The 22,070-nt window shown below is 66.2% G+C and carries 21 protein-coding genes; 7 read left to right on the forward strand and 14 right to left on the reverse strand.

The features are described from left to right. Window positions 1-6 precede the first annotated feature (6 nt). The 3 genes from BTE28158_RS18635 to BTE28158_RS18645 all read right to left on the reverse strand — a co-directional run bounded on the left by BTE28158_RS18635 (window position 7) and on the right by BTE28158_RS18645 (window position 3,709). On the reverse strand, window positions 7-762 hold the full coding sequence (locus BTE28158_RS18635; RefSeq protein ID WP_124902807.1) for an ABC transporter ATP-binding protein: 756 nt from the start codon (window positions 760-762) through the stop codon (window positions 7-9). Next, window positions 759-1,538: an ABC transporter ATP-binding protein gene (locus tag BTE28158_RS18640; protein ID WP_059602111.1), complete on the reverse strand. Its 780-nt coding sequence runs from the start codon at window positions 1,536-1,538 to the stop codon at window positions 759-761. Before BTE28158_RS18640 ends, BTE28158_RS18635 begins: the two co-directional genes overlap by 4 nt. Window positions 1,539-2,023: 485 nt before the next feature. Then, entirely contained in the window at window positions 2,024-3,709 is a 1,686-nt protein-coding gene (locus BTE28158_RS18645) for a GMC family oxidoreductase (RefSeq protein ID WP_151049193.1), read from the reverse strand. Between the two features lie 163 nt (window positions 3,710-3,872). Between BTE28158_RS18645 and BTE28158_RS18650 the strand changes: the two genes are divergently transcribed. Beyond that, window positions 3,873-4,772 (forward strand): LysR family transcriptional regulator, encoded by a 900-nt coding sequence (locus tag BTE28158_RS18650; protein ID WP_174920010.1) that lies wholly within the window; start codon window positions 3,873-3,875, stop codon window positions 4,770-4,772. Window positions 4,773-5,005: 233 nt separating this feature from the next. Then, entirely contained in the window at window positions 5,006-5,539 is a 534-nt protein-coding gene (locus tag BTE28158_RS18655) for a class IV adenylate cyclase (protein ID WP_151052713.1), read from the forward strand. 54 nt (window positions 5,540-5,593) lie between these two features. Here the strand turns inward: BTE28158_RS18655 and BTE28158_RS18660 are convergent, their stop codons facing one another. Next, window positions 5,594-6,079 (reverse strand): Lrp/AsnC family transcriptional regulator, encoded by a 486-nt coding sequence (locus BTE28158_RS18660; protein WP_006408082.1) that lies wholly within the window; start codon window positions 6,077-6,079, stop codon window positions 5,594-5,596. 106 nt (window positions 6,080-6,185) lie between these two features. Here BTE28158_RS18660 and phhA point away from each other — a divergent pair, with 106 nt between their 5' ends. Together phhA and BTE28158_RS18670 are read left to right on the forward strand one after the other, a co-directional pair. Next, entirely contained in the window at window positions 6,186-7,112 is a 927-nt protein-coding gene (gene phhA, locus BTE28158_RS18665) for a phenylalanine 4-monooxygenase (protein ID WP_151049743.1), read from the forward strand. Between the two features lie 156 nt (window positions 7,113-7,268). Continuing rightward, a complete protein-coding gene (locus BTE28158_RS18670; protein ID WP_151049746.1) occupies window positions 7,269-7,577 on the forward strand; it encodes a 4a-hydroxytetrahydrobiopterin dehydratase in 309 nt (102 codons plus the stop codon). A gap of 92 nt (window positions 7,578-7,669) precedes the next feature. On the opposite strand, the gene BTE28158_RS18675 is transcribed toward BTE28158_RS18670, so the two are convergent. Further along, window positions 7,670-7,900, reverse strand: a complete 231-nt coding sequence (locus BTE28158_RS18675; RefSeq protein ID WP_006756491.1) for a DUF3717 domain-containing protein — start codon at window positions 7,898-7,900, stop codon at window positions 7,670-7,672. 123 nt (window positions 7,901-8,023) lie between these two features. Between BTE28158_RS18675 and BTE28158_RS18680 the strand changes: the two genes are divergently transcribed. Both BTE28158_RS18680 and BTE28158_RS18685 read left to right on the forward strand, forming a co-directional pair. After that, complete coding sequence (locus tag BTE28158_RS18680; RefSeq protein WP_006401494.1) at window positions 8,024-8,716, forward strand: response regulator; 693 nt, start codon at window positions 8,024-8,026, stop codon at window positions 8,714-8,716. A 116-nt stretch (window positions 8,717-8,832) separates the two neighbouring features. Further along, the gene (locus tag BTE28158_RS18685; protein ID WP_151049748.1) at window positions 8,833-10,317 is read left to right on the forward strand and encodes a sensor histidine kinase; all 1,485 of its coding nucleotides are present in this window, start codon (window positions 8,833-8,835) and stop codon (window positions 10,315-10,317) included. A gap of 95 nt (window positions 10,318-10,412) precedes the next feature. Here BTE28158_RS18685 and BTE28158_RS18690 read toward each other — a convergent pair whose 3' ends face one another. The 7 genes from BTE28158_RS18690 to mnmC all read right to left on the reverse strand — a co-directional run bounded on the left by BTE28158_RS18690 (window position 10,413) and on the right by mnmC (window position 19,305). Further along, window positions 10,413-10,934, reverse strand: coding sequence for an SET domain-containing protein (locus BTE28158_RS18690; protein ID WP_059602123.1), 522 nt, complete (start codon window positions 10,932-10,934; stop codon window positions 10,413-10,415). Window positions 10,935-11,122: 188 nt separating this feature from the next. After that, window positions 11,123-12,235 carry an NADH:flavin oxidoreductase/NADH oxidase gene (locus BTE28158_RS18695; RefSeq protein WP_059602125.1) on the reverse strand — a complete coding sequence of 371 codons (1,113 nt, stop codon included), beginning with the start codon at window positions 12,233-12,235 and terminating at the stop codon, window positions 11,123-11,125. 203 nt (window positions 12,236-12,438) lie between these two features. Continuing rightward, window positions 12,439-13,149: a glutamine amidotransferase gene (locus tag BTE28158_RS18700; protein ID WP_151049759.1), complete on the reverse strand. Its 711-nt coding sequence runs from the start codon at window positions 13,147-13,149 to the stop codon at window positions 12,439-12,441. Between the two features lie 28 nt (window positions 13,150-13,177). Continuing rightward, the gene (locus tag BTE28158_RS18705) at window positions 13,178-13,816 is read right to left on the reverse strand and encodes a MarR family winged helix-turn-helix transcriptional regulator (RefSeq protein ID WP_059602129.1); all 639 of its coding nucleotides are present in this window, start codon (window positions 13,814-13,816) and stop codon (window positions 13,178-13,180) included. A gap of 505 nt (window positions 13,817-14,321) precedes the next feature. Continuing rightward, on the reverse strand, window positions 14,322-15,437 hold the full coding sequence (locus BTE28158_RS18710; protein ID WP_151049750.1) for a YbdK family carboxylate-amine ligase: 1,116 nt from the start codon (window positions 15,435-15,437) through the stop codon (window positions 14,322-14,324). Between the two features lie 15 nt (window positions 15,438-15,452). Continuing rightward, window positions 15,453-16,667 (reverse strand): cation:proton antiporter, encoded by a 1,215-nt coding sequence (locus tag BTE28158_RS18715; protein WP_151049751.1) that lies wholly within the window; start codon window positions 16,665-16,667, stop codon window positions 15,453-15,455. Between the two features lie 676 nt (window positions 16,668-17,343). Further along, window positions 17,344-19,305: a bifunctional tRNA (5-methylaminomethyl-2-thiouridine)(34)-methyltransferase MnmC2/FAD-dependent 5-carboxymethylaminomethyl-2-thiouridine(34) oxidoreductase MnmC1 gene (mnmC, locus tag BTE28158_RS18720; protein WP_151049753.1), complete on the reverse strand. Its 1,962-nt coding sequence runs from the start codon at window positions 19,303-19,305 to the stop codon at window positions 17,344-17,346. Window positions 19,306-19,694: 389 nt separating this feature from the next. Here mnmC and BTE28158_RS18725 point away from each other — a divergent pair, with 389 nt between their 5' ends. Beyond that, window positions 19,695-19,973, forward strand: a complete 279-nt coding sequence (locus BTE28158_RS18725) for an HU family DNA-binding protein (RefSeq protein WP_006401505.1) — start codon at window positions 19,695-19,697, stop codon at window positions 19,971-19,973. A 144-nt stretch (window positions 19,974-20,117) separates the two neighbouring features. Here the strand turns inward: BTE28158_RS18725 and BTE28158_RS18730 are convergent, their stop codons facing one another. Beyond that, entirely contained in the window at window positions 20,118-21,431 is a 1,314-nt protein-coding gene (locus BTE28158_RS18730) for a GTP-binding protein (protein ID WP_124627879.1), read from the reverse strand. Window positions 21,432-21,590: 159 nt separating this feature from the next. Beyond that, window positions 21,591-22,040 carry a lytic transglycosylase domain-containing protein gene (locus BTE28158_RS18735; RefSeq protein WP_059602140.1) on the reverse strand — a complete coding sequence of 150 codons (450 nt, stop codon included), beginning with the start codon at window positions 22,038-22,040 and terminating at the stop codon, window positions 21,591-21,593. Window positions 22,041-22,070 lie beyond the last annotated feature (30 nt).

A 22,070-nucleotide genomic window follows, 5' to 3' on the forward strand; every position in this document is an offset into this window, starting at 1 on the left:
GCGGCGTCACACCCCGAGCAGGTCGTGCAGGGTGGGCATCTTGCTTTCCAGTTCGGCCGCGCGGAAATGCTCGACGATGCTGCCATGCTCCATCACGTAGAACCGGTCGGCAAGCGGTGCCGCGAAGCGGAAATTCTGTTCGACCATCACGATCGTGTAGCCGCGCGCCTTCAGCGCGACGATCATCCGCGCCAGCGCCTGCACGATCACCGGCGCGAGGCCTTCGGAAATCTCGTCGAGCAGCAGCAGGTTCGCGCCGGTGCGCAGGATCCGCGCGACCGCGAGCATCTGCTGCTCGCCGCCGGACAGCCGTGTGCCCTGGCTCTGCCGGCGCGACGCGAGGTTCGGGAACATCGTGTAGATCTCGTCGATCGACATCGCGTGGTCGCGCGGCCCGATCGGCGGCGGCAGCATCAGGTTCTCCTCGCACGACAGGCTCGAGAAGATCCCGCGCTCCTCCGGGCAGTAGCCGATGCCGAAATGCGCGATGCGGTGCGTCGCGAGGCCGATCGTCTCGTTGCCCGCGACCTTGATCGACCCGCTGCGGCGGCCCGTGAGGCCCATGATCGCGCGCAGCGTCGTCGTGCGGCCCGCGCCGTTGCGGCCGAGCAGCGTGACGACCTCGCCGCGATGCACCGTCAGGTCGACGCCGTGCAATATGTGGGATTCCCCGTACCAGGCCTCCAGGCCCGTGATCTCCAGCGCGGGCGTACCGCTCTCGACGCCGCTCAATTCGCGTTCCTCCCGTTCGCTGTGCTTCATGCGTGCGCCCCCGCGAGCGCCGCGTCGGCGCTGCCCATGTAGGCCTCGATCACGAGCGGATTCTTCGACACTTCCGCATACGAGCCTTCGGCCAGCACCTCGCCGCGTTGCAGGACGGTGATCGTGTCGGAGATGCCCGCGATCACGTTCATGTTGTGCTCGACCATCAGGATCGTGCGGCCGCTCGCGACCTTCTTGATCAGCGCGGTCACGCGATCGACGTCCTCGTGGCCCATCCCCTGCGTGGGCTCGTCGAGCAGCATCAGTTCGGGTTCCATCGCGAGCGTGGTCGCGATCTCGAGCGCGCGCTTGCGGCCGTATGCGAGCTCGACGGTCGGCACCTGCGCGAAATCGGTGAGGCCGACCTGCGTGAGGAGGTCCATCGCGCGGTCGTCGAGCCGCTTCAGCGTGCGTTCGCTGCGCCAGAAATGGAATTCGGTGCCGAGCGCGCGCTGCAGGCCGATACGCACGTTCTGCAGCGCGGTCAGGTGCGGGAACACGGCCGAGATCTGGAACGAGCGGATGACGCCGCGTCGTGCAACCTGCGCGGGCCGCTCGTCGGTGATGTCGATGCCGTTGAATACGATCTGGCCGGCCGTCGGTGTCAGGAACTTGGTGAGCAGGTTGAAGCAGGTGGTCTTGCCCGCGCCGTTCGGTCCGATCAACGCATGGATCGCACCGCGCCGCACACGCAGGTTGACACCGTTCACGGCGGTGAAGCCCCTGAATTCCTTCGTCAGTCCGCGTGTTTCGAGAATCGTGTCGCCGAGAATCATGTTCCCTTCCGTACGAAGTCAGGCGAAGCACCGGGAAGATTCGCGAGAAGCGTCCGCGAACAGGTCCGCGGATCAGCGGGCTGCCCCCCGGGCGCCGAATTACGCCTCGAGGGTGGTCTCCCGCGCCGACGCGTATGCACACTGCGCAACATTGTCGCGCCGTTGGTGCAGTGCAATCATCGGGATTTGCACTTATAGGGCTGGCCGCCATATGACACGCGGCTGAGCGCGAATTTCGACGCGTTTTTTTTGACGCGCGCATCATCGAAGGTCGCTCAATCGCACGACGCGTGCCTGCGCGAACGCGGGCACGTTACGCCGCGCGTCATGTCGTCGCGCAACGAGAAGGCGCGCGCAATGCGCGGCTTGCGGCACGATCGCATTGCGTGTCGTCGATCCGTTGCGATCCGCACGCCGGCTTGTTTCGCATAGCGAATCAGCGGGCACCCGCATGACGGCCCGCTGTCGTGCCTGTCAGCGTGGCGTCATGCAGCCGTCATCGTCGCTTCCGTTCGCACCTGCGTCGCGTCGTGCGCAGCACGTCGATCGGCGCGGATCATGTCGCTCGCGCGCTCGGCGATCATCAGCGTCGGCGAATTCGTGTTGCCCGACGTGATGAACGGCATCACCGATGCATCGACGATTCGCAGCCCGGCGATGCCGCGCACGCGCAGCCGGCTGTCGACGACGGCACGCTCGTCATCCGTGCGCCCCATCCGGCACGTACCGACGGGATGGAAGATCGTCGTACCGACCGCACCCGCCGCTTCGATCAGTTCGGCTTCGGTCTGGTACCGCTTGCCCGGCAGGATCTCTTCCGGCTGGTAGCGCGCGAGCGCCGGCGCGGACGCGATACGCCGCGTGAGGCGCAGCGCATTCGCCGCGACATGACGATCGTGGTCGGTCGACAGATAGTTCGGTGCGATCGACGGCGCCGCGCCCGCATCGGGGCTCGCGATGTGCACGCTGCCGCGCGAGCTCGGCCGCAGATGGCAGACGGACGCCGTAAAGGCGTTGAAGCCGTGCAGCGGCTCGCCGAAACGCTCCAGCGACAGCGGTTGCACGTGGTATTCGAGATCGGGGCGCGTGAGCGCGGGATCGTCCGGATCAGACTTCGCGAACGCGCCGAGCTGCGACGGCGCCATCGACATCGGCCCGCGCTGCAGCAGTGCGTATTCGGCGCCGATCATCAGCTTGCCCCACCAGTGCGCGGACAGCGTGTTGAGCGTGCGCACGCCTTCGACGCGAAATGCCATCCGCAACTGCAGGTGATCCTGCAGGTTCTCGCCGACACCCGGCAGATCCTGCACGACGTCGATGCCGAGCGCCTGCAGCCGTGCGCCCGCGCCGATGCCCGACAATTCGAGCAGCTGCGGCGAATTCACCGCGCCGGAGGTGAGCAGCACTTCGGCCCGCGCGCGCGCGACGTAGTCGGTGCCACCGCCGCGATATTCGACGCCGACCGCGCGCCGCCCGTCGAAGATCACGCGCTGCGCATGCGCGCCGGTGATCACCGTCAGGTTCGGGCGCGTCATCGCAGGCCGCAGGAACGCCTTCGACGTATTCCAGCGCACACCGCGCTTCTGGTTCACCTCGAAATAGCCGACCCCGGCATTGTCGCCGCGGTTGAAATCGTCGGTCGCCGGGATGCCCGTCTGCTGCGCGGCCTGTGCGAACGATTCGAGGATCTCCCAGCGCAGCCGCTGCTTCTCGACACGCCAGTAGCCGCCTGCGCCGTGCGCATCGCTCGCGCCCGCGTGGTGATCCTCGCTGCGCTTGAAGATCGGCAGCACGCTGTCCCACGACCAGCCGGCGTCGCCGGTTTCCTGCGCCCAGCTGTCGTAGTCCTCGCGCTGGCCGCGCATGTAGATCATCCCGTTGATCGACGAGCAGCCGCCGAGCACGCGGCCGCGCGGGTACGACAGCGCGCGGCCGTTGAGCGCCGCCTCGGGCTGCGTCTTGTACAGCCAGTCGGTGCGCGGATTGCCGATGCAATACAAATAGCCGACCGGGATGTGGATCCAGTGATAGTCGTCCTTGCCGCCGGCCTCGAGCAGCAGCACGCGGATCTCGGGATCCTCGGTCAGGCGGTTCGCGAGCACGCAGCCCGCGGTGCCCGCGCCGACGATCACGTAATCGAACTCGCCCTCGAGCGTGCGTTGAGTACTCACGAGTGTCTCCATCAATTGTTGTGCACCGCGCGCGCGATTCCGCGCGTCGCTTTCAGCATAGTGCGGCGCGGGCGATGCGGTCGATGAAGCGTACTCCGGCCGCCCGCCGCCGATCCAATGAGTTATGCTGAATCGCGTTATAAGCTGCACTCATATCACGACGATGGATCTCACCCTGCTCCGTGCGTTCGCGACGGTCGCCCGCGAAGGCAACCTGACGCGCGCCGCCGTGCAGCTGCACCTGACGCAGCCGGCCGTCAGCCTGCAGATCAAGCATCTGCAGGAAACGCTCGGCGTCACGCTGTTTACGCGCACGTCGCGCGGGCTTGCGCTCACGCGCGACGGCCAGACCCTGCTGCCGCACGCCGAGCGCGCGCTGGCCGCGGCCGCCGACGTGCAGCGCGCCGCTGCTGCGCTGCGGCACGAGGTGCGCGGCCGGCTGCGGATCGGCACGATCCTCGATCCCGGCTTCCTGCGGCTCGGCGGCTTCCTGCGCGCGCTGGTCGAAACCCATCCGCAGATAGAAACCGCATTACGGCACGGGATGTCCGGCTGGGTGCTCGAACAGGTGCGTGCGCAGGCGCTCGACGTCGGCTATTACATCGGCCGGCCCGACGAGGACGATCCGCGCGACGACACGCTGTTCCACACGATCACGCTCACACGTTTCCAGTACCGCGTGCTCGCGCCGGCCGGCTGGAAGGAGCGCGTGCAGCGCGCGCACGACTGGCGCGCGCTCGCTGCGCTGCCGTGGATCTGGACGCCGCCGGCGTCCGCCCATCACCGGCTGCTGTCGCGGCTGTTCGCGGCGGCCGGCGCGCAACCTGTGAAGGTCGCCGAGGTCGACCAGGAGCAATCGATGCTCGATCTCGTGAAATCGGGGATCGGGTTGACGCTCGCGCGCGACTCGACCGCGCTGGCCGAAGCGCACGCGCATGCGCTGGCCATCGTCGAACACGTGACGGTGCCGACCGAGCTGACCTTCGTGACGCTCGCCGCGCGGCGCGCCGAACCGGCGATCGCCGCCGCGCTGCGGCTGATCGAGACCCAATGGGCGATATGAATGCCGCTGATGCCGATGCGGCCGGTCGTGCATCGGGCTCAGGACGCAGGCGTGCGACGCGCCGCGGGTGTCCAATCGACGCCCGCAGGTGACGGGTGTTATCGCGAACGGGCTCGAATCGCGTGCCCCGCATCGCGTCGCCGCTTCCCGCTTGCGCGTCACGCCACCATCGCAGGCTTTTTGCTAGATTGTGCCTTCGCACACCGCGAGACCCCTGATTGAAGGAGACCCGCATGGCCCGCAACATCGAGATCAAAGCCCGCGCCCGCGAATTCGACCGGCTGCGCGAACAGGCGGCCAGGCTCGCCGCCGAAGCGCCGCTCTTCTACCGCCAGCAGGATTTCTTCTACGACGTGCCGCGCGGCCGGCTGAAGCTGCGCCGCTTCGAGGACGGCACGCCGGCCGAACTGATCTTCTACCAGCGCGACGACCGTGACGGGCCGAAGGCGTCGTACTACACGCGCAGCCCGGTGACGAACCCGGACGCGATGCACTCGCTGCTCGCGACCGCGCTCACCACGCGCGGAATCGTGACGAAGGAACGGCACGTGTACCTCGTCGGCCGCACGCGAATCCATCTCGACCGCGTCGACGGCCTCGGCGACTTCATCGAACTGGAAGTGGTGCTCGGTCCCGACGACGACGAAGCCGGCGGCGAAGCCGAGGCCCATGACGTGTTCGAGAAGCTCGGCGTGGCGCAGGAGGATCTCGTCGCGGTCGCGTACGTCGACCTGCTGAACGCCGACGCACGATCCGAAGCGGCCTGATCTGGCCCTGTCCGCGGCGGCGCCTCGCGCCCCGCCGCCGGCCCGGCCGCCGCGTCAGGCGGCGCCGGGCGCCAGGTGCGCGAGCGGCAGCGCGCCGTTGCGCTTGAAGGTCGTCAGCACGATGTTCGAGCGCACGCTGTCGACGCCCGGCACGCGCATCAGCTTCTTCATCACGAACTGGGACAGCGCGTTGAGATCCGGCGCGACGATCCGCAGCAGATAGTCGGCGTCGCCGACCACCGCATGACATTCGAGCACTTCGGGCAACACGTCGATCTGTTGCTGGAACTGCTCGATGATCGAATCGCCGTGGTGCTTGAGCTTCAGGCTCGTGAACGCCGTGACGCCGAGCCCGAGCTTTTCGGGGCGCAGCATCACGCGGTAGCCTTCAATCACGCCGGCCGCCTCGAGCCGCTGCAGCCGCCGGCCGATCTGCGACGGCGACAGCGGCACCTCCTCGCCGAGCTGCTGGTGCGTCGCACGGCCGAAGCGCTGCAGCACGTCGAGAAGCGCGAGATCGAAGTGATCGAGTTCCAGCATGAGCGTTCTCCGCATTGATTCCTGTTTTGATGCGCGATTATCGCATCAACAGGCGAATTCACGCCATCTTTGCGCTCATTCCGCACGCCACTCGCTCTACACTTGCATGGTTCCCAACCACAGCGTGCAGAGCCTCACCATGTCCACCGTCGTCACCGCGAAACTGCAGGAGCAGTTCGACGCGGGCCTCGAAACCCGCGCCGATTTCACCATCGACCAGCCGCTCGAACGCTACGGCCAGGTCGACCACGCGGTGTGGCAGCAGCTCTATGCGCGCCAGTCGGCGCTGCTGCGCGGACGCGCATGCGGCGCGTTCATCGCAGGGCTCTGGAAGATCGACCTGCCGGCCGATCGCGTGCCGTCGTTCGCCGACGTGAATCGCCAGCTGAAGCCGGCCACCGGCTGGGAGATCGTCGCCGTGCCGGGCCTCGTGCCCGATCGCGTGTTCTTCGAGCACCTCGCGAACCGGCGGTTTCCGGTCACCTGGTGGATGCGCCGCCCCGATCAGCTCGACTACCTGCAGGAACCCGACTGCTTCCACGACCTGTTCGGCCACGTGCCGCTCCTGATCGAGCCGGTGTTCGCTGACTACATGCAGGCATACGGCCGCACCGCGCTCGCGGTCGCGGACGACGAAGCGGCGCTCGCGCGCCTGGCGCGCCTCTACTGGTATACGGTGGAGTTCGGACTGATCCGCGACACGAATGGCACGAACGGACTGTCGATTTACGGCGCCGGGATCGTGTCGAGCAAGGGCGAGAGCCTGTACAGCCTCGAAAGCGCGGCGCCGAACCGGCTCGGTTTCGACCTCGAGCGCGTGATGCGCACGCGCTACCGGATCGACACGTTCCAGAAGACCTACTTCGTGATCGATGATTTCGCGCAGTTGTTCGCGCTGGCTGACGTCGATGGCCGTGCGCTGGCCGACCGGCTGGCCCCGTTGTCCGAGTTCCCGGCCGGCGCGGTGGTCGACCGCGATCTCGTGCTGCATCGCGGCACGGGCGAAGGCTGGCCGGACGACGCCGACGCGTAAGGCCGCGGGCCACGCCGGCATGATTCGCGCGCCGGCGCCCGCTTCCGGATGCCCGTTGCCGGATGGCCATCCCGCAACTATGAAACAATGACCGGTACCGGTTTTGCCGCGTGGCCTCTGCCCGCGTGCGGGCGCCGTTACCGAACGAGGTGCAACATGATTCACAAGCTCACATCAGAAGAACGCAAGACCCGACTCGAAGGCCTGCCTCACTGGACGGCCGTGCCGGGCCGCGACGCGATCCAGCGCAGCCTGCGCTTTGCCGATTTCAACGAGGCCTTCGGCTTCATGACGCGTGTCGCGATCAAGGCGCAGGAAATGAACCACCATCCGGAATGGTTCAACGTGTACAACCGCGTCGACGTGACGCTGTCGACCCACGACGCGGACGGCCTGACCGAACGCGACATCGCGCTCGCAACGTTCATCGACCAGGTGTGCGCACACACCAATCCGGCCGCCTGAGACCTTCCTCTACCGCCGCGCATCTTTCGACGCGCGGCGCGTCAACTTTTCATTTCGATGAACGTTTTCTAGGATGTACTCAGCGAAAGCCTTCAGCTTTCCAAGCCATCCTTAAGGCGCACGTAAGTCTCGTACGCTTTCCGCGCCTTGGGGTCCAAACCTTCCAGTTGCAGCGCGCCTTCGCGCTGTACAATCAGCAGCGCATACGGCTTGGAGAGCGCGCTGGCCTCTTCGCAGAGTTTGAGTTCGTCGCCGCTCGACGGCGAGCGGGCGCGCCAGAAATTGATCGCGGCTTCGAGGTCGTGAATCGAAATATCGGACATGATTGGATTTAATCGTTCGCTGGCCGCCATGCTTGATTGTCAGGCGATGCGTCGCCCCTGTGGAAACGGCGTCGTGCTGTCCGCGTGCCTGAACCGCCAACCCATTGTACTTGAGCGAACTTCATGCGACTCCTTCTGATCGAAGACGACCGCCCCATCGCACGCGGTATCCAGAGCAGCCTCGAGCAGGCTGGCTTCACCGTCGACATGGTGCATGACGGCATCTTTGCCGAACAGGCGCTGGCACAAAACCGCCACGAACTCGTGATCCTCGACCTCGGCCTGCCGGGCATCGACGGTATGACGCTGCTCACACGCTTTCGCCAGACCAATCGCCACACGCCGGTCATCGTGCTGACCGCGCGCGACGAATTGAACGACCGGATTCAGGGCCTGAACTCCGGCGCCGACGATTACATGCTCAAGCCGTTCGAGCCGGCCGAGCTCGAAGCGCGCATCCGCGCGGTGATGCGCCGCAGCGGCCCGCACAGCGACATGCCGCGTCCGGAAGTGTCGCTCGGCGGCGTCCGCCTGTCGGGCGTCGATCGCCGCATCTTCAACGACGACAAGCCGCTGGAACTGTCGCCGCGCGAATTCGCGGTGCTCGAAATGCTGCTGCTGCGTCACGGCCGTGTGGTCAGCAAGGCCCAGCTGCAGGATCACCTCACGCACTTCGGCGGCGATCTCGGCGACACCGCGATCGAAGTTTACGTGCACCGGGTGCGCAAGAAACTGGAGCAGTGCCGTGTCGAAATCGTCACGGTGCGCGGCTTCGGCTACCTGCTGCAGGAAATCCGCCAGACCGCGAGCGTCTGAGCGGCGCCGCACGCCGGCCGGCCGCGTGCCGCCGGCAAGCCGCCCTGCCCGCGTCGCCGTCCGACGCACGTCCGCGCCGCTCCCCGTGAGCGGCGCTTATCCATTTGCCCGTCGAAATGTCTTCTGATCCGGCTGTCACCACCAGCCTGCGCCGCTCGCTGCTTCGGCGCCTCGCCGCGCCGCTGTCGATGCTCGCGCTGATGAGCGGCCTGATCGCCTACTGGCTCGCGTGGCAATACACGCAGCACGTGATCGACCGCTCGCTCGCCGATCTCGCCACCGCCATCTCCAAACAGATCCAGATCGCCGGCCCCGACGCGCCGTTCACGGTGCCGCCGCTCGCGCAGGCGATGTTCTCCGATCCGGCGGAAGCGCTGATCTACCGGATCAGCGACGGCGAACAGGAACTCGCCGGCGACCCGAAGCTGCCGCTGCGCGGCATCAACGTGCGCCGCATGCATCACGCGTACGTGTTCGAGGCCGAGTACGACAATCGCGCGGTGCGCGTCGCGCAGGTGCGTGTCGACAATGTCGAGGGCGGCAAGCCGATGGTGGTCGAAGTCGCGCAGCCGGTGCGCCACCGTTACCGGATCGCGGCCGAATTCCTCGTCGCGATCATGATGCCGCTGTTGCTGTTGCTGCTCGCGGGCTGGGGCATCGTGTGGCGGGTCGTGAACCAGCAGCTCGGCCCGCTCACGCATCTCGCCGATTCGCTGAACCGGCAGACCCACACGTCGCTGGAGCCGGTCGACGAAACCGACGTGCCGCTCGAGATCCGGCCGCTGACGAGCGCGATGAACGCGCTGCTCGGCCGCCTGAAGACCGCGCTCGACGCGCAGCGCAAGTTCATCGCCGATGCCGCGCACCAGTTGCGCACGCCGCTCACGGCCGTGAAGCTGCATGCGGAACAGGCCGCCGTCGCGCGCGACCCGCAGCAGACCTACGCCGCCGTGCGCGAACTGCGCGCGGCCGCCGACCGCGCGGTGCGGCTGTCGAACCAGCTGCTGTCGCTCGCGCGTGCGGAGCCGGGCGAACAGGCCGCGCGTTTCGTCGACGTCGACCTGGCCGCGATGGCGTTCGAGACGGGCGCCGAGTGGGTGCCGCGCGCACTCGCCTCGCATGTCGATCTCGGCTTCCAGCGCAGCGACGATCCCGGCGAAGACGAAACGCTGAACGTGCGCGGCAACCCCGTGCTGCTGCGCGAAGTGATCGCGAACCTGCTCGACAATGCGCTGAAATACGTGCCGCTCGCACGGCCGGCGGGCGCGCGGATCACGGTGAACGTCGCACGCGGCGCGCTCGAGAACGGCCAGCCAGCCGCCGAGATCGTCGTCGAGGACAACGGCCCGGGCGTGCCGGCCAGCCAGCAGGCCGACCTGTTCAAGCGCTTCTTCCGCGGCGATGCGCAGAGTGGCAACGGCGTCGAGACGGGCGCCGGGCTCGGCCTCGCGATCGTGCACGACATCATCGCGATGCACGGCGGCACGGTGTCGTACGAGGATGCAGCGGGAGGCGGCTCGCGTTTCGTGGTGCGGGTGCCGCTCGCCAAGCGCACCGCGAAGCCGGCGAGCGAGACGCCGGCCGCCGCGCCGACGCACTGAGGCGCGTGCTGGCCCGTATCGGGCAGGACGGACGGCCGCGCGGCGGCCATCCTGGTGAAGGTGAAGCAGCCGCGCACGATGCGCGGCCGCGCCGGTCACTTCTTCTTTTTCTTGTCCTTCGCGTCGGACTCCGACTTCCTGTCCTTCTTCTTTTTCTTCTTGCCGTCGTCGTCCGGCGTGGCGAGCAGCGTGCCGCGACACGCGGCCGCGCCGCAATGGCACGCGTATTCGCGCTTGAGCTTCTTCGTCAGCTTCTCGTCGATCACGAGGCCATAGTCGTAGAACAGCTCTTCTTCTGGCCCGATATCGCGCAGCGCATGGATGAACACGCGGCCCTCGATCTCCTCGGCCTCGCAGTTCGGCGCGCACGAATGGTTGATCCAGCGCGCGCTGTTGCCGTCGATCTTGCCGTCGATCACGCCGCCCTCTTCCAGTGCGAAGTAGAACGTATGGTTCGGCTCGTTCGGGTCGTGCGGATGGCGGCGCAGCGCTTCCTTCCACGAAATTCGCTCGCCCTTGTATTCCACTACGCGTTCGCCGGCCTTGATCGGCGCCACCGCGAACACGCCCTTGCCGTGTACTCCCGAGCGGCGCACCGCGATCCTGCGTGAACTCATCGAACGAATCCTTTGAAGACGACTTGAATGGAAGACAGCCGCGCTTTCGACTTGTGCGACTCAACGTCGCGCGAAACGAAAACGCGGCACCGGTGGGTGCCGCGTCGGGGCATGCGGCGAATCACCCGCATCCTACACGTTCACGATTGCTTCGTTCAACATCGCGCGCAATATCGCGCGCATGCCGCTCAGCGCTGGCCGAATGCGATGTCGCCGAACAACGCCTTGTGCTCGCGGGGCTGCGAACGCCAGTACTGCGGCGGCGCCGACACCTGTGCGCCGAGCTCGGCGGCCGCATGCCACGGCCAGCGCGGGTCGTACAGCATCGCGCGCGCCATCGCGACGAAATCGGCGTCGCCGGCCTCGATCAGCTGGTTCGCATGCGCGGGCTCGTTGATGAGGCCGACCGCGATCGTCGGCATCCCGACCGCGCGCTTCACCGCCTTCGCGAACGGCACCTGGTAGCCGGGCGACAGCGGGATCTTCTGCAGCGGCGACACGCCGCCGGACGACACGTCGATCCAGTCGCAGCCGCGCTCCTTCAGTTCGTGCGCGAACGCGATCGTATCCTCGAGTTCCCAGCCGCCCTCGACCCAGTCGGTCGCCGACACGCGCACGCCCACCGGCCGGTCCGCCGGAAATGCCGCGCGCACGATGTCGAAGATCTCGAGCGGAAAGCGCATCCGGTTTTCTCGCGAGCCGCCGTATTCGTCGGTGCGCTGGTTCGAAAGCGGCGACAGGAACTGATGCAGCAGATAGCCGTGCGCCGCATGCACCTCGATCGCATCGATGCCGAGGCGCGCGGCGCGCTTCGCTGCGGCAGCGAACGCCTCGCGGATCCGGTTCAGGCCGGCCGCGTCGAGCGCGAGCGGCGGCGTCTCGCCGTCCTTGTGCGGTAACGCCGACGGCGCATGCGGCAGCCAGCCGCCATCGGCGACGGACACGAGCTGGCCACCCTTCCACGGCACCTCGCTCGACGCCTTGCGCCCCGCATGCGAGAGCTGCATCGCGACACGGACCGGCGAATGCTTGCGGATCGCCGCCAGCACCGGCTTGAGCGCCGCTTCGGTCACGTCGTCCCACAGGCCGAGGTCGCCGGCCGTGATGCGCCCGTCGGGTTCAACGGCGGTCGCTTCGATGCAGAGCAAGCCCGCACCGGACAGCGCGAGATGGCCGAGGTGAATCATGTGCCAGTCGGTCGCCTCGCCGCGCTCGGCCGAGTACTGGCACATCGGGGAGATCACGATCCGGTTCGGAAGGGTCACGCCGCGCAGCGTGAACGGAGAAAACAACGCAGTCATGGATGCCGCTCGCCAGGAAAGGGAAACAGCGGACCAGCGTAGCATGCGGGCTCGAAGCCTGCTCGTAGCCGGCTCGGCAGTAAGCGGATGGTCAGGCAGGGCCGGCGTGCAGCCGGCCGCGAGGCAACGCGCACGCGGCGTGCGGCGGTGCGCCGACCCGCAATGCCCGCGGGCCGGTCACGCGCGGTGCCGCTCGCCCGGGATCAAAGCCCGACGCTGTCGAGCCACTCGCCGAACATGCGTCGTGCGGCCGTCTCCAGCGCAGGACCGTGCTGAACGGTGTCGGCGCGCAACTGGCGCGCGTCGATGCCGGGCGTCGACGCGATTTCGCCGGCGTTGCCGATCAGCCAGGGTTCGAAGCGGTCGGAGCGGATTTCAGGATGACATTGCAGCGCCAGCACGTGCTGCCCCCACGCGAACGCCTGATGGCGGCACGCCGGTGTCGATGCAAGATGGATCGCGCCGCCCGGCAGGTCGAACGTATCGCCGTGCCAGTGCAGCATCGAAGTCGCCGCGCCGTCGAGGTGACGCAGCGGCGACGCGCGGCCCGCGTCGGTGAGCGTCAGCGGCGCCCAGCCAAGTTCCTTCTGCGCAGCCGGATAGACGCGCGCACCGAGCGCGCGGGCGATGAACTGCGCCCCGAGGCAGATGCCGAGGATCGGCAGTCCGGCATCGATGCGCTGGCGCACGAGTGCCGCGAGCGGCGCGATCGACGGATACTGCGCATCCTCGTACACGCTGAGTGGCCCGCCGAGCATCACGATCAACGCCGGCTTGAGCGCGTCGAGCGCCTCGACGCGCGACGATCCGACATCGACGTATCGCACCCGCCGCCCGCGCTCTCCGAGCACCTGCTCGAAGCTGCCGAGGTCCTCGAAATGCACGTGGCGGATCGCCACCACTTCAGCGTTCATCATCGGCCTCCCGGTCGATCGACGGACGTCAGCCGGCGAACAACTTCCAGGTCTTCTTTTGCGTCGCCGCGTCGGCTTCTTCGTGCACCGAACAGTCGAGACGCAGATCGCTGTCGGCCATCGACAGATCGAGCGCCGCGCAGTGATGCACGGTCTTCTTCGACTGCTTGCCCGGCTGGAAATGCGCGCACGTCAGGCACATGCGCTGCGGCGGCGTCGCACCGGCCACCTGCAGCTCGCGCAGCGTCTTCAGCAGCGCGCGGTACAGCGTGCCCTGCTCGTCCGCGCCGAGCTTGCCGACTGCTTTCGTCAGGAATTCAGGCCATTGCAGCGCCTTCTTCGCCGCGGTGCGGCCGCGGGCCGACAGGCGCACGGCGAGCGCACGGCCGTCGTCCAGTGCGCGACGCTTCTCGACGAGCCCCTTCGTCTCGAGCGTGCTGACCGCGTCGCTGGTGGTCGCAGCCGTGAGCTGCGTCTCGCGGGCGATCTCGCCGAGCCGCATCGGGCCCTTGCGTTGCAGCAGCAGCACGAGGATCTCGCCCTGCGTCGGCGTGAGGCCTGCACCTTCCGCCCAATCCCATGCCTGGCTTCGCATGGCCGTACTCAACCGCAGCAAGCTGTGGGTCACACGTCCCGAAGCCTGATTCCCGTAAACGCCTTCGCTCATAGTCTTTTCGCTTTGCCGCCGCCCGGATCGCCGAGCAGCCGTAGTGTGGAGATCGAATGTCTATCTCAAAACAGACGCTCGTTGAAGAGCGTCGACACGGCCGTCGCGAGGCACACGCGGCGGTCGCGTTCGCGGCGACCGGTGAGACACGGGTCGTTCCGGTGTCCGCAAAGCCGACATTCTAAGCGAGAGCGGAAAATCGCACAGCTAAGTTATCCCCTTCAATCTGTGGAAAATCGCTGGATAACCGGATTTTTTCGTTGTGCCGGCAATCTCTGCCGACCCCACAACCGAACGCGCAAACATTTTCCTGTTGGAATCGGCCATCGTGCCGATGGTACCGATCCACCGGGTTATCCATCCCGCAGAGCATTGACTTTGAAGCGGAATATCAGGTTATCCACAGATTTTCAGGACGACTGGCGACGCGCTGCGCACGAATCGGCGTCGAACGGCGTTCAGCGAATCGGCGCGCGGTCGAGCCTGTAATCTGCAAAACATTTTTTCATTCACGCCAGCGCAGGCACTGCTGACGGACCGTCTCGTTCAGCGATTTTTCCTGTTTGAAAACGGTTCTCAACCACGATGCGTCATTCACCCGCGCCTTCGCGAGCGCGCCGATCTCGTCGAGCGCCGCGCGCGAGCCGAGCGCGGCCGCATGCGGCGCGATCCGGTCGAGCGTGTCGAGGATGTCTTCCGCGATCGTGCGGCGCTCACCTGTCTGAGGATTGACGCAGGTGCCCTCGAGCCCGAAGCGGCACGCTTCGAAACGGTTGAATGTGTAGACGAGATAGTCGTCCTCCGACAGCTTCAGCGGCCGGTCGGTCAGCAGGTAGCGCGCGAGCGTCTGGATGTAGCAGGCAATCGCGGCCGCGCGATCGACCGACAGCGGCGTGTCCATCACCCGCACTTCGATCGTCCCGTAGCCGGGCTTCGGCCGGATGTCCCAGTAAAAGTCCTTCATCGAGTTGACGACGCCCGTGTTGACCATCTTCGTGAAGTACTCCTCGAAGCTGTCCCAGGTCAGCACGAACGGCGCGCGGCCCGACAGCGGGAACGCGAACACCGAATTCAGGCGCGCCGAATGGAAGCCGGTATCGACGTTCTGCACGAACGGCGACGACGCGGACAGCGCGATGAAGTGCGGAATGAAGCGCGACATCGAGTGCAGCAGGAACAGCGCGCTGTCCGGATCGGGACAGCCGATGTGCACGTGCTGGCCGAACACGGTGAACTGCTTCGCGAGATAGCCGTACAGCTCGGAGATGTACTGGAAGCGCGGCGCGTCGTAGATCTGGCGGTCGCTCCACTGCTGGAACGCGTGCGTGCCGCCGCCGGCGAGCCCGACGTTGAGCTGGTCGGCCGCCTTCACGAGCACGTCGCGGATCGCGTGCAGCTCGCTGACCGCCTGTTCGTGCGAATGGCAGATGCCGGTCGACAGCTCGATCATGCTCTCGGTGATTTCGGGCGTGATGTTGCCGGGGAAGGTCTCGTCCTGGATCAGGCGCATCAGGTCGGATGCCGCCTTGGTCAGGTCGTAGTTGTGCGTGTTGACGACCTGGATCTCCAGTTCGACGCCGAACGTGAACGGTTCGGAATTGACGAAAGTTTCGAGTGCCATGGCAGGTTCCGGAAATCAGTTGCCGTCGCTGCGTTCGCTGACCGCCGACAGGCAGCGGTAGACGACGAACGGGCTGACGAGCTGCAGGATCACGATCGTGCACATCACGATCGCACGCAGGTGTGGGTCGAAATTCGGATAGAGCTGGTAGGTGTCGTCGACGAGCAGGTACGACAGCGCGGACATCGGTGTGAGCGCGATGCCGAGCGCGATGCCTTGCTTCATCCCGATGCCGCTCGGCTTCGCGAACGCGACGACGCCGGCCAGCTTCGCAACGAGCCGCGTGACGATCAGCACGATCGCGAGCAGCCCGCCGAGTGCGATGTCGCCCCACGTGAACGACGTGAGCGTCAGCACGAACAGGACCACCGTCAGCAGCCAGCCGGCCGTGCCGAAATGCTCGGGCCACAACTGCGGCCGCGCTTCGAGGTTCTTCACGATGATGCCGGCGAGCAGCAGCGTGAGCAGCGTCGACAGCTTCAGCGCCTGCGCCACCGCGATCGCCAGCATCACGAGCCCGAACAGCGCGACGAACGAATGCTCGTCGCGCATCGTCGAGGTCATGTGGCGGAACAGGTAATTGCATGCACGCGCGACCAGGTACGCGACGATGAACGAACCGGCGATCAGGTAGACGGGTTGCAGGATCGTCGCGAAAACGTTCCCGTACGCCTCCTGGTGGAGCCAGCTCGTGACGAGCTTGGTCAGCACGATCGCGTACACGCTGTTCAGCGCGGTCAGCGTGATGAGGCGCTGCGACACCTGCCCTTCCGCGCGCAGTTCGGTCTTGAGCTGGATCACCATCGACGGCGACGTCGCGATCGCGATCGCCGACAGCACGAGCGCGACCATGCCCGACACGCCGAGCGCGAGCATCACGAACAGCACGAGCACGAATGTCAGTGTCGCCTCGGCAAGGCTCGACGCAATGAGCCACGGATTGCGGCGAATCCATTTCAGGTCGAGACGGCTGCCGAGCTCGAACAGCAGCAGCCCGAGCGCGACGTCGATCAGCAGCCGGGAGGTTTCGTCGGTGCTCGCGTCGATCACGCCGAATCCGAACGAACCGGCGACGAGGCCGATCACCGCATAGCCGGTGATGCGCGGCAACCGCCATGCGCGGTAGCACAGCTCGCCGCACAGACCGGCCGCGAACAACACGAGCCCGGCCCAGAACACGGCATCCGGTGCGAGCGGCCAGTTGGGCAGGAATGAAAACGCCGACTTCATCGTGGTGACTTCTCCTTTGGAAGCAATCGCCAGCGGCGCGGGGTCAAGCGTCAGAAATGAGATGCACGCCGGCTGGGTATCGCCCCGAATGTGATTGTTGTGGTCGACGACGGCGGGACATGGGATCCGCCTTTTTCCGCCGTCCGGCGGAACTGTCGTTCAGGCTGCCGATCTGGATTGTCGGCCTGGTGTGTGAACGGACTGCGCAGTCTCGAAGATTCAGATTCGAAATCGAGCAGACCGTTCCATTGAAGCACGTTCGGCGCCTGGCCGAACGAACGCGAAGGAAACCGATTGTGCCACAGCTTTTTCGCTCCGGAGCCGATCGAATCGACTCGCGGCCCTGTGAGGCGCCACAGGGTCTTTGGTTTCAATGGTTTACTTGTATATATACGTAGTAGAAGTTAACAAGGCTTGCACAGTTCTGTGGATAACTTCGGTTTACGCAACAAGATCAAAGCGTTGGCACAGCCATAACCCGTTGCACAGGCTGTTTGCTCACAGAGGTTTGAGTTGAGCAACTTTTGGGCCGCTCGACGGCTGTGCCGAGTTGCTCAGTTTACGTCCACTGTGATTACACACGAACCGCGCGTGGATTCCGCGCGGTTATCCACAGCATCGAGTGGATAACCTTGCGCGAAAAGATCGAAGCACTGTGAGGATTCGGCTGACGAGATCAGCCGATCTGGCGGCCGCGCAGCGCGCGGATCAGGAACCGGGCCGGGTCGACGGCATCGGCGAGCTCACGCTCGAGCGGCAGCGGCTCGCCTTCGAGTTGCGACGCGATCAGCTCGGCGCCGAGCGCCGCCCACACCAGGCCGCGGGAGCCGTAGCCGAATGCGCCATAGAGGCCCGCGGTGCGAGGCAGGTCGCGCGCCTTCGCGCCGCTCAGTGCGCGTGCGTTCGCGACGGTCTGCGCTTCGTCCGCAAGCGGGCCGATCACCGGCACACGGTCGGCGACGACCCAGCGAAATGCGACGCGCCCGCGCAGCGTCCCGACGTCCGGCAACTCGCCGATCAGGCCGGGCAGCAGATGCCGCACGCGCTCGATATTTTCGATATGTCCGGCGGGGCGCATCGCTGGATCGAGGTCGTCGGGTTCGAACGTTGCACCGATCAGCAGCGTGCCGTCGTCGAGCGGCACCGCATAGCCGTCGCCGATCGCCGGGCACGGCAGCGGCGCCGTGCTGCCGGGCGGCAGCAGCGTCAACTGGCCGCGCACCGGCTGCAACGAGACATGCCGCAGGCCGGCGAGACGCACGGCATCGCCCGCGTTCGCAAGCACGACGACCGGCGCTTCGGCGAGCGTTGCGCCTGCCGCGTCGACAGCGCGCCACGTGTCGCCATCACGCTCGAGTCGATCGACTTCGGTGCCGGCCAGCAGCTTCACGCGCTCACCGGCCGCCGCGACTTGCGCGGCGCAGAGCCCTGCCGGCCATACGGCGCCGCCGTGCGGAAACAGCAGGCCACCGTGTGCGACGGGCAGGTTCAGATGCGCGCGTGCGGCGTCGGTGTCGAGCAGTGACACATAATCGGACGGTGCGCCGAGCGCGTCGAACGCATCGCGCATCCGCACGAAATCGTCGCCCGATTCCGCGAGGTGAATCATCCCGCGCGTGCTGCGCGCGAACGCATGGCCTGCCTGCTCGAGCGCGCGCCAGCGTGCGAGCGCATGCAGGAAACCGCTGCGTGTGAGGCGGCTCGCGACGTTGTCGTCGCGCGTCATCAGTGGATGAAATACACCGGCCGGATTGCCCGATGCGTCGCTCGCGATCCGCGCGTGCCGCTCGATCAGCGTGACGTTCCAGCCGCGTGCGGCGAGCCGTTCGACGATCGCGCAGCCAGCCAGGCCCGCACCGATCACGATCGCATCGCGCGCGGCAACCGGCAATGCGCGTGGTGGTTCGTGCCGGCGCATCCGCCAGCGCGGTGCATATTCGCCCGCGAGCATCGCATGCTTGCCGGCCAACCCGGTGATCTCGCGGTACGTGAAACCCGCTTCGAGGAGCGCCTTTTTCACCACGCCCGCGCTCGAATACGTCGCAAAGGTCGCATTGTCGGCGGCGACGCGCGCGAGTGCGCGGAACACATCGACCGACCAGAGATCGGGACTTTTCGCGGGCGCTACGCCGTCCAGATAGAACGCATCGGCGCGTGCGACCAGTTTCGGCAGCATCTCGCGCGCGTCGCCCAGCGCGAGCGTGAGCACGACCCGGCCGGCGTCGAATTCGAGGCGATGAAACCCTGGAACGAGCATCGGCCACGCATCGGCGAGCATCTCCGCTTCTGTCGAGATGGTTGTGTTCGCAACTATATGGGAGAGTGCCTGGCGCAGGTCGTCGCGCGAAAACGGATGTTTCTCGAACGACACGAAATGCAGCCGCTCGCAGCGCGCGGGATCGTCGCGCCAGGCGGCCCAGGTCGCGAGGAAGTTGGCGCCCGCGCCGAATCCCGTTTCGACGATGGTGAACGTGCGGCGGCCTTGCCAGCGCGCGGGGAGCGCGTTGCCCGCGATGAACGTGTGGCTCGCCTGCGCGAGCGCGCCCGCGACATTGTGATAGATGTCGCCGTACTCGGGCGAGACGAGGATGCCGTCGTCGCGAAACGCGAGCGTGGCGGGAACGAGTCGGTCGGGCATGCGAAACAAAAAACGTGGCAGCCAAGCCTGGCAAGGGATTGCGCGGAGGCGTCCGGCGGGCCGTTGGCAAAAACCAACGGCGTTGCGCGACGGCGGACCCGGCTGCGTACCCTGTCCGGTTGGCGCAGGTCAAAAAACGGGCAATCGACGATTCATTCGGCGAAATACCGATGAAAATCTTTGAAACCCTTGTCGTTATTGGGTTTGCGCTGCGCTATCATAGCAACGCCGTACCGCGGGGTGGCCGCCGGCAAGCCGGACGGCACGTCGCGCGGGCCAGGATTCGGCGCTGTGCCGTCGGAGTCTGACTCTCGACGGCACGGTTCGCGCACGTATAATCGGCGCGTTCGCGCTGTTCGTGTCAAACCTAACCTGAAAAAGGAACCTTAATGAACAAACAGGAACTGATCGACGCCGTCGCCGCCCAAACGGGCGCCAGCAAGGCTCAAACCGGCGAAACGCTGGACACGCTGCTCGAAGTCATCAAGAAGGCCGTGTCGAAGGGTGATGCGGTTCAGCTGATCGGCTTCGGCAGCTTCGGTTCGGGCAAGCGCGCAGCACGTACGGGCCGCAACCCGAAGACGGGCGAAACCATCAAGATCCCGGCAGCCAAGACGGTCAAGTTCACGGCTGGCAAGGCGTTCAAGGACGCCGTCAACAAGCGTTAATTCAGCGCCTGTTCCAGGAAAAAAACCCGCCGGAAGGCGGGTTTTTTGTTGGGGGCGCGCGACATTTTTGCCACAGTTCGCGTCACTCTTGCAAGATTTAACGGTTACTTTTCACTGACCGTCTTCACCGGGTTTTACCGCGTATTACGCGTGCACGATCTGCGTGTCGCCGGGATCTTCGTCGTCATGCGCATCGACATCCCACACCGGAAACGGATCGTCGAACGCAGTCCATTGCGCCGCGCCGAGCGCGAATTCCGCATCGGTGAGCAGGCACGTGTCGAGTTTCGCGCGCCATGCGTCGGCATCGAGGCCGATGCCGATCAGCACGAGTTCCTGACGGCGATCGCCGACCGAGCGGTCGTCGAGGTCGCCCTGCCACTCCGTGCGAATTTCGGCGAGCAACTCGTCGTCGTCCGGCCATTCCGCGCGATCCTGCGCGGCCCACCAGAGACCTGCCGGGCCATGCCGGCACACGCCGCCCGCCTGCGACAGCGAACCGGCGATGTCGTTGCGCGTCGCGAGCCAGAAGAAGCCCTTGCTGCGCAGCACGCCCGGCCACTCCTGATGCAGCAGCGCCCAGAGTCGCGCCGGATGAAACGGCCGGCGCGCGCGGTAAACAAAGTTGCCGATGCCGAATTCGTCGGCTTCGCCATGCACGTGCGCGTGATGCGGATCGTGGCACTCGGGATCGTCGCAAGGCGTGTGATCGTGATCGAGCGACGCGAGCCAGCCCGGCGCGTTCGCGGCTTCGTCGAAATCGAAGCGGCCGGTGTTCAGCACTTCGTCGAGCGGCACGTTGCCGAACGTCGACACGACCTGATGCGCGCGCGGGTTGAGCCGCGCAAGGATGTGCTGCAGGCGCGCGAGTTCGTCCGCGCCGACGAGGTCGGCCTTGTTGATCACCAGCACGTCGCAGAATTCGATCTGCTCGATCAGCAGCTCGACGAGCGTGCGATCGTCTTCGTCCGATGCGGCGATGCCGCGCGTCGCGAGCGCGTCGTCGGAACCGTAGTCGCGCAGGAAATTGTAGGCGTCGACCACGGTGACGAGCGTGTCGAGGCGCGCGACGCTCGACAGCGACGCGCCGTCGTCGTCGACGAACGTGAAGGTTTCGGCGATCGGCATCGGCTCCGCGATGCCGGTCGATTCGATCACGATCGCATCGAAGCGGCCGTCCGCCGCGAGATTGCGGATCTCGACGAGCAGGTCGTCGCGCAGCGTGCAGCAGATGCAGCCGTTCGACATCTCGACGAGGCGTTCCTCGACGTGCGACAGCGCCTGCGCATCGCGCACGAGCGACGCGTCGATGTTGACCGCAGCGAGATCGTTGACGATCACGGCAACTTTCAGGCCCGCGCGGTTCGCGAGGATGTGATTGAGCAGCGTGGTCTTGCCGGCGCCGAGAAAACCGGACAGCACGGTGACGGGCAACGGCTGGTTCATTGCCGGATTCATAACGATTTGCACCAACGGAAAAGAGGGAAAAGCGGCCGCGGCGCCCTGGCGGGGCGCGATCGGCCCGAAGCCGGTCGAAACCGCGGCGTGAGATGCGCATTGTGCATCAAACGCGCGCCGGCCGAGCGCCACGGCGTCAGCTGGCGCTGCGGCGCGGCGTCACTGCTCGGGCGGCAGCAGCTTCCACTGCGCCAGGATCGAGGCGATCTGCCGCGCGTACTTGTCGCGCAGCGACGGCGTTTCGGAATGATAGGCGCCGACGGCCTGCCATGTGTTGCCGTAGCGATTCATCTTCTGGCGCAGGTGCCACGCGGCGATGTAGACGTTCTTGCACGGCTGCATCAGCGTGTCGCGGCCGATGCCGTAGCGCGACAGCGTCGGCAGGTGGATCGAATTGATCTGCATCAGGCCGTAGTCGACCGAGCCGTTCGTATTCTTGTTCAGCGCGTCGGGCCGGTTGCGCGACTCCTGCCACGCGATCGCGCGCAGGATCAGCGGATTGACCTTCTGGTACCGGGCGGCCTCGTCGAAACAATCCGCGCGAGCGTTTCCGCAGGCGAACCACACGCCGGCGGCGATCAACGCGATCGAAGCGAACCGTCTGTTCATGTTGCGGAAACGAAAAGGAAATGACGCAAG

Source organism: Burkholderia diffusa, from assembly GCF_902499115.1.
Taxonomy (GTDB): domain Bacteria; phylum Pseudomonadota; class Gammaproteobacteria; order Burkholderiales; family Burkholderiaceae; genus Burkholderia; species Burkholderia diffusa.

Coding starts and splice junctions, on each gene's coding strand:
- BTE28158_RS18635 (WP_124902807.1), bottom strand. CDS start 762: ATGAAGCACAGCGAACGGGAGGAACGCGAATTGAGCGGCGTCGAGAGC.
- BTE28158_RS18640 (WP_059602111.1), bottom strand. CDS start 1,538: ATGATTCTCGGCGACACGATTCTCGAAACACGCGGACTGACGAAGGAA.
- BTE28158_RS18650 (WP_174920010.1), top strand. CDS start 3,873: ATGGATCTCACCCTGCTCCGTGCGTTCGCGACGGTCGCCCGCGAAGGC.
- BTE28158_RS18655 (WP_151052713.1), top strand. CDS start 5,006: ATGGCCCGCAACATCGAGATCAAAGCCCGCGCCCGCGAATTCGACCGG.
- BTE28158_RS18660 (WP_006408082.1), bottom strand. CDS start 6,079: ATGCTGGAACTCGATCACTTCGATCTCGCGCTTCTCGACGTGCTGCAG.
- phhA (WP_151049743.1), top strand. CDS start 6,186: ATGGTTCCCAACCACAGCGTGCAGAGCCTCACCATGTCCACCGTCGTC.
- BTE28158_RS18670 (WP_151049746.1), top strand. CDS start 7,269: ATGATTCACAAGCTCACATCAGAAGAACGCAAGACCCGACTCGAAGGC.
- BTE28158_RS18675 (WP_006756491.1), bottom strand. CDS start 7,900: ATGTCCGATATTTCGATTCACGACCTCGAAGCCGCGATCAATTTCTGG.
- BTE28158_RS18680 (WP_006401494.1), top strand. CDS start 8,024: ATGCGACTCCTTCTGATCGAAGACGACCGCCCCATCGCACGCGGTATC.
- BTE28158_RS18685 (WP_151049748.1), top strand. CDS start 8,833: ATGTCTTCTGATCCGGCTGTCACCACCAGCCTGCGCCGCTCGCTGCTT.
- BTE28158_RS18690 (WP_059602123.1), bottom strand. CDS start 10,934: ATGAGTTCACGCAGGATCGCGGTGCGCCGCTCGGGAGTACACGGCAAG.
- BTE28158_RS18695 (WP_059602125.1), bottom strand. CDS start 12,235: ATGACTGCGTTGTTTTCTCCGTTCACGCTGCGCGGCGTGACCCTTCCG.
- BTE28158_RS18700 (WP_151049759.1), bottom strand. CDS start 13,149: ATGAACGCTGAAGTGGTGGCGATCCGCCACGTGCATTTCGAGGACCTC.
- BTE28158_RS18705 (WP_059602129.1), bottom strand. CDS start 13,816: ATGAGCGAAGGCGTTTACGGGAATCAGGCTTCGGGACGTGTGACCCAC.
- BTE28158_RS18710 (WP_151049750.1), bottom strand. CDS start 15,437: ATGGCACTCGAAACTTTCGTCAATTCCGAACCGTTCACGTTCGGCGTC.
- BTE28158_RS18715 (WP_151049751.1), bottom strand. CDS start 16,667: ATGAAGTCGGCGTTTTCATTCCTGCCCAACTGGCCGCTCGCACCGGAT.
- mnmC (WP_151049753.1), bottom strand. CDS start 19,305: ATGCCCGACCGACTCGTTCCCGCCACGCTCGCGTTTCGCGACGACGGC.
- BTE28158_RS18725 (WP_006401505.1), top strand. CDS start 19,695: ATGAACAAACAGGAACTGATCGACGCCGTCGCCGCCCAAACGGGCGCC.
- BTE28158_RS18730 (WP_124627879.1), bottom strand. CDS start 21,431: ATGAATCCGGCAATGAACCAGCCGTTGCCCGTCACCGTGCTGTCCGGT.
- BTE28158_RS18735 (WP_059602140.1), bottom strand. CDS start 22,040: ATGAACAGACGGTTCGCTTCGATCGCGTTGATCGCCGCCGGCGTGTGG.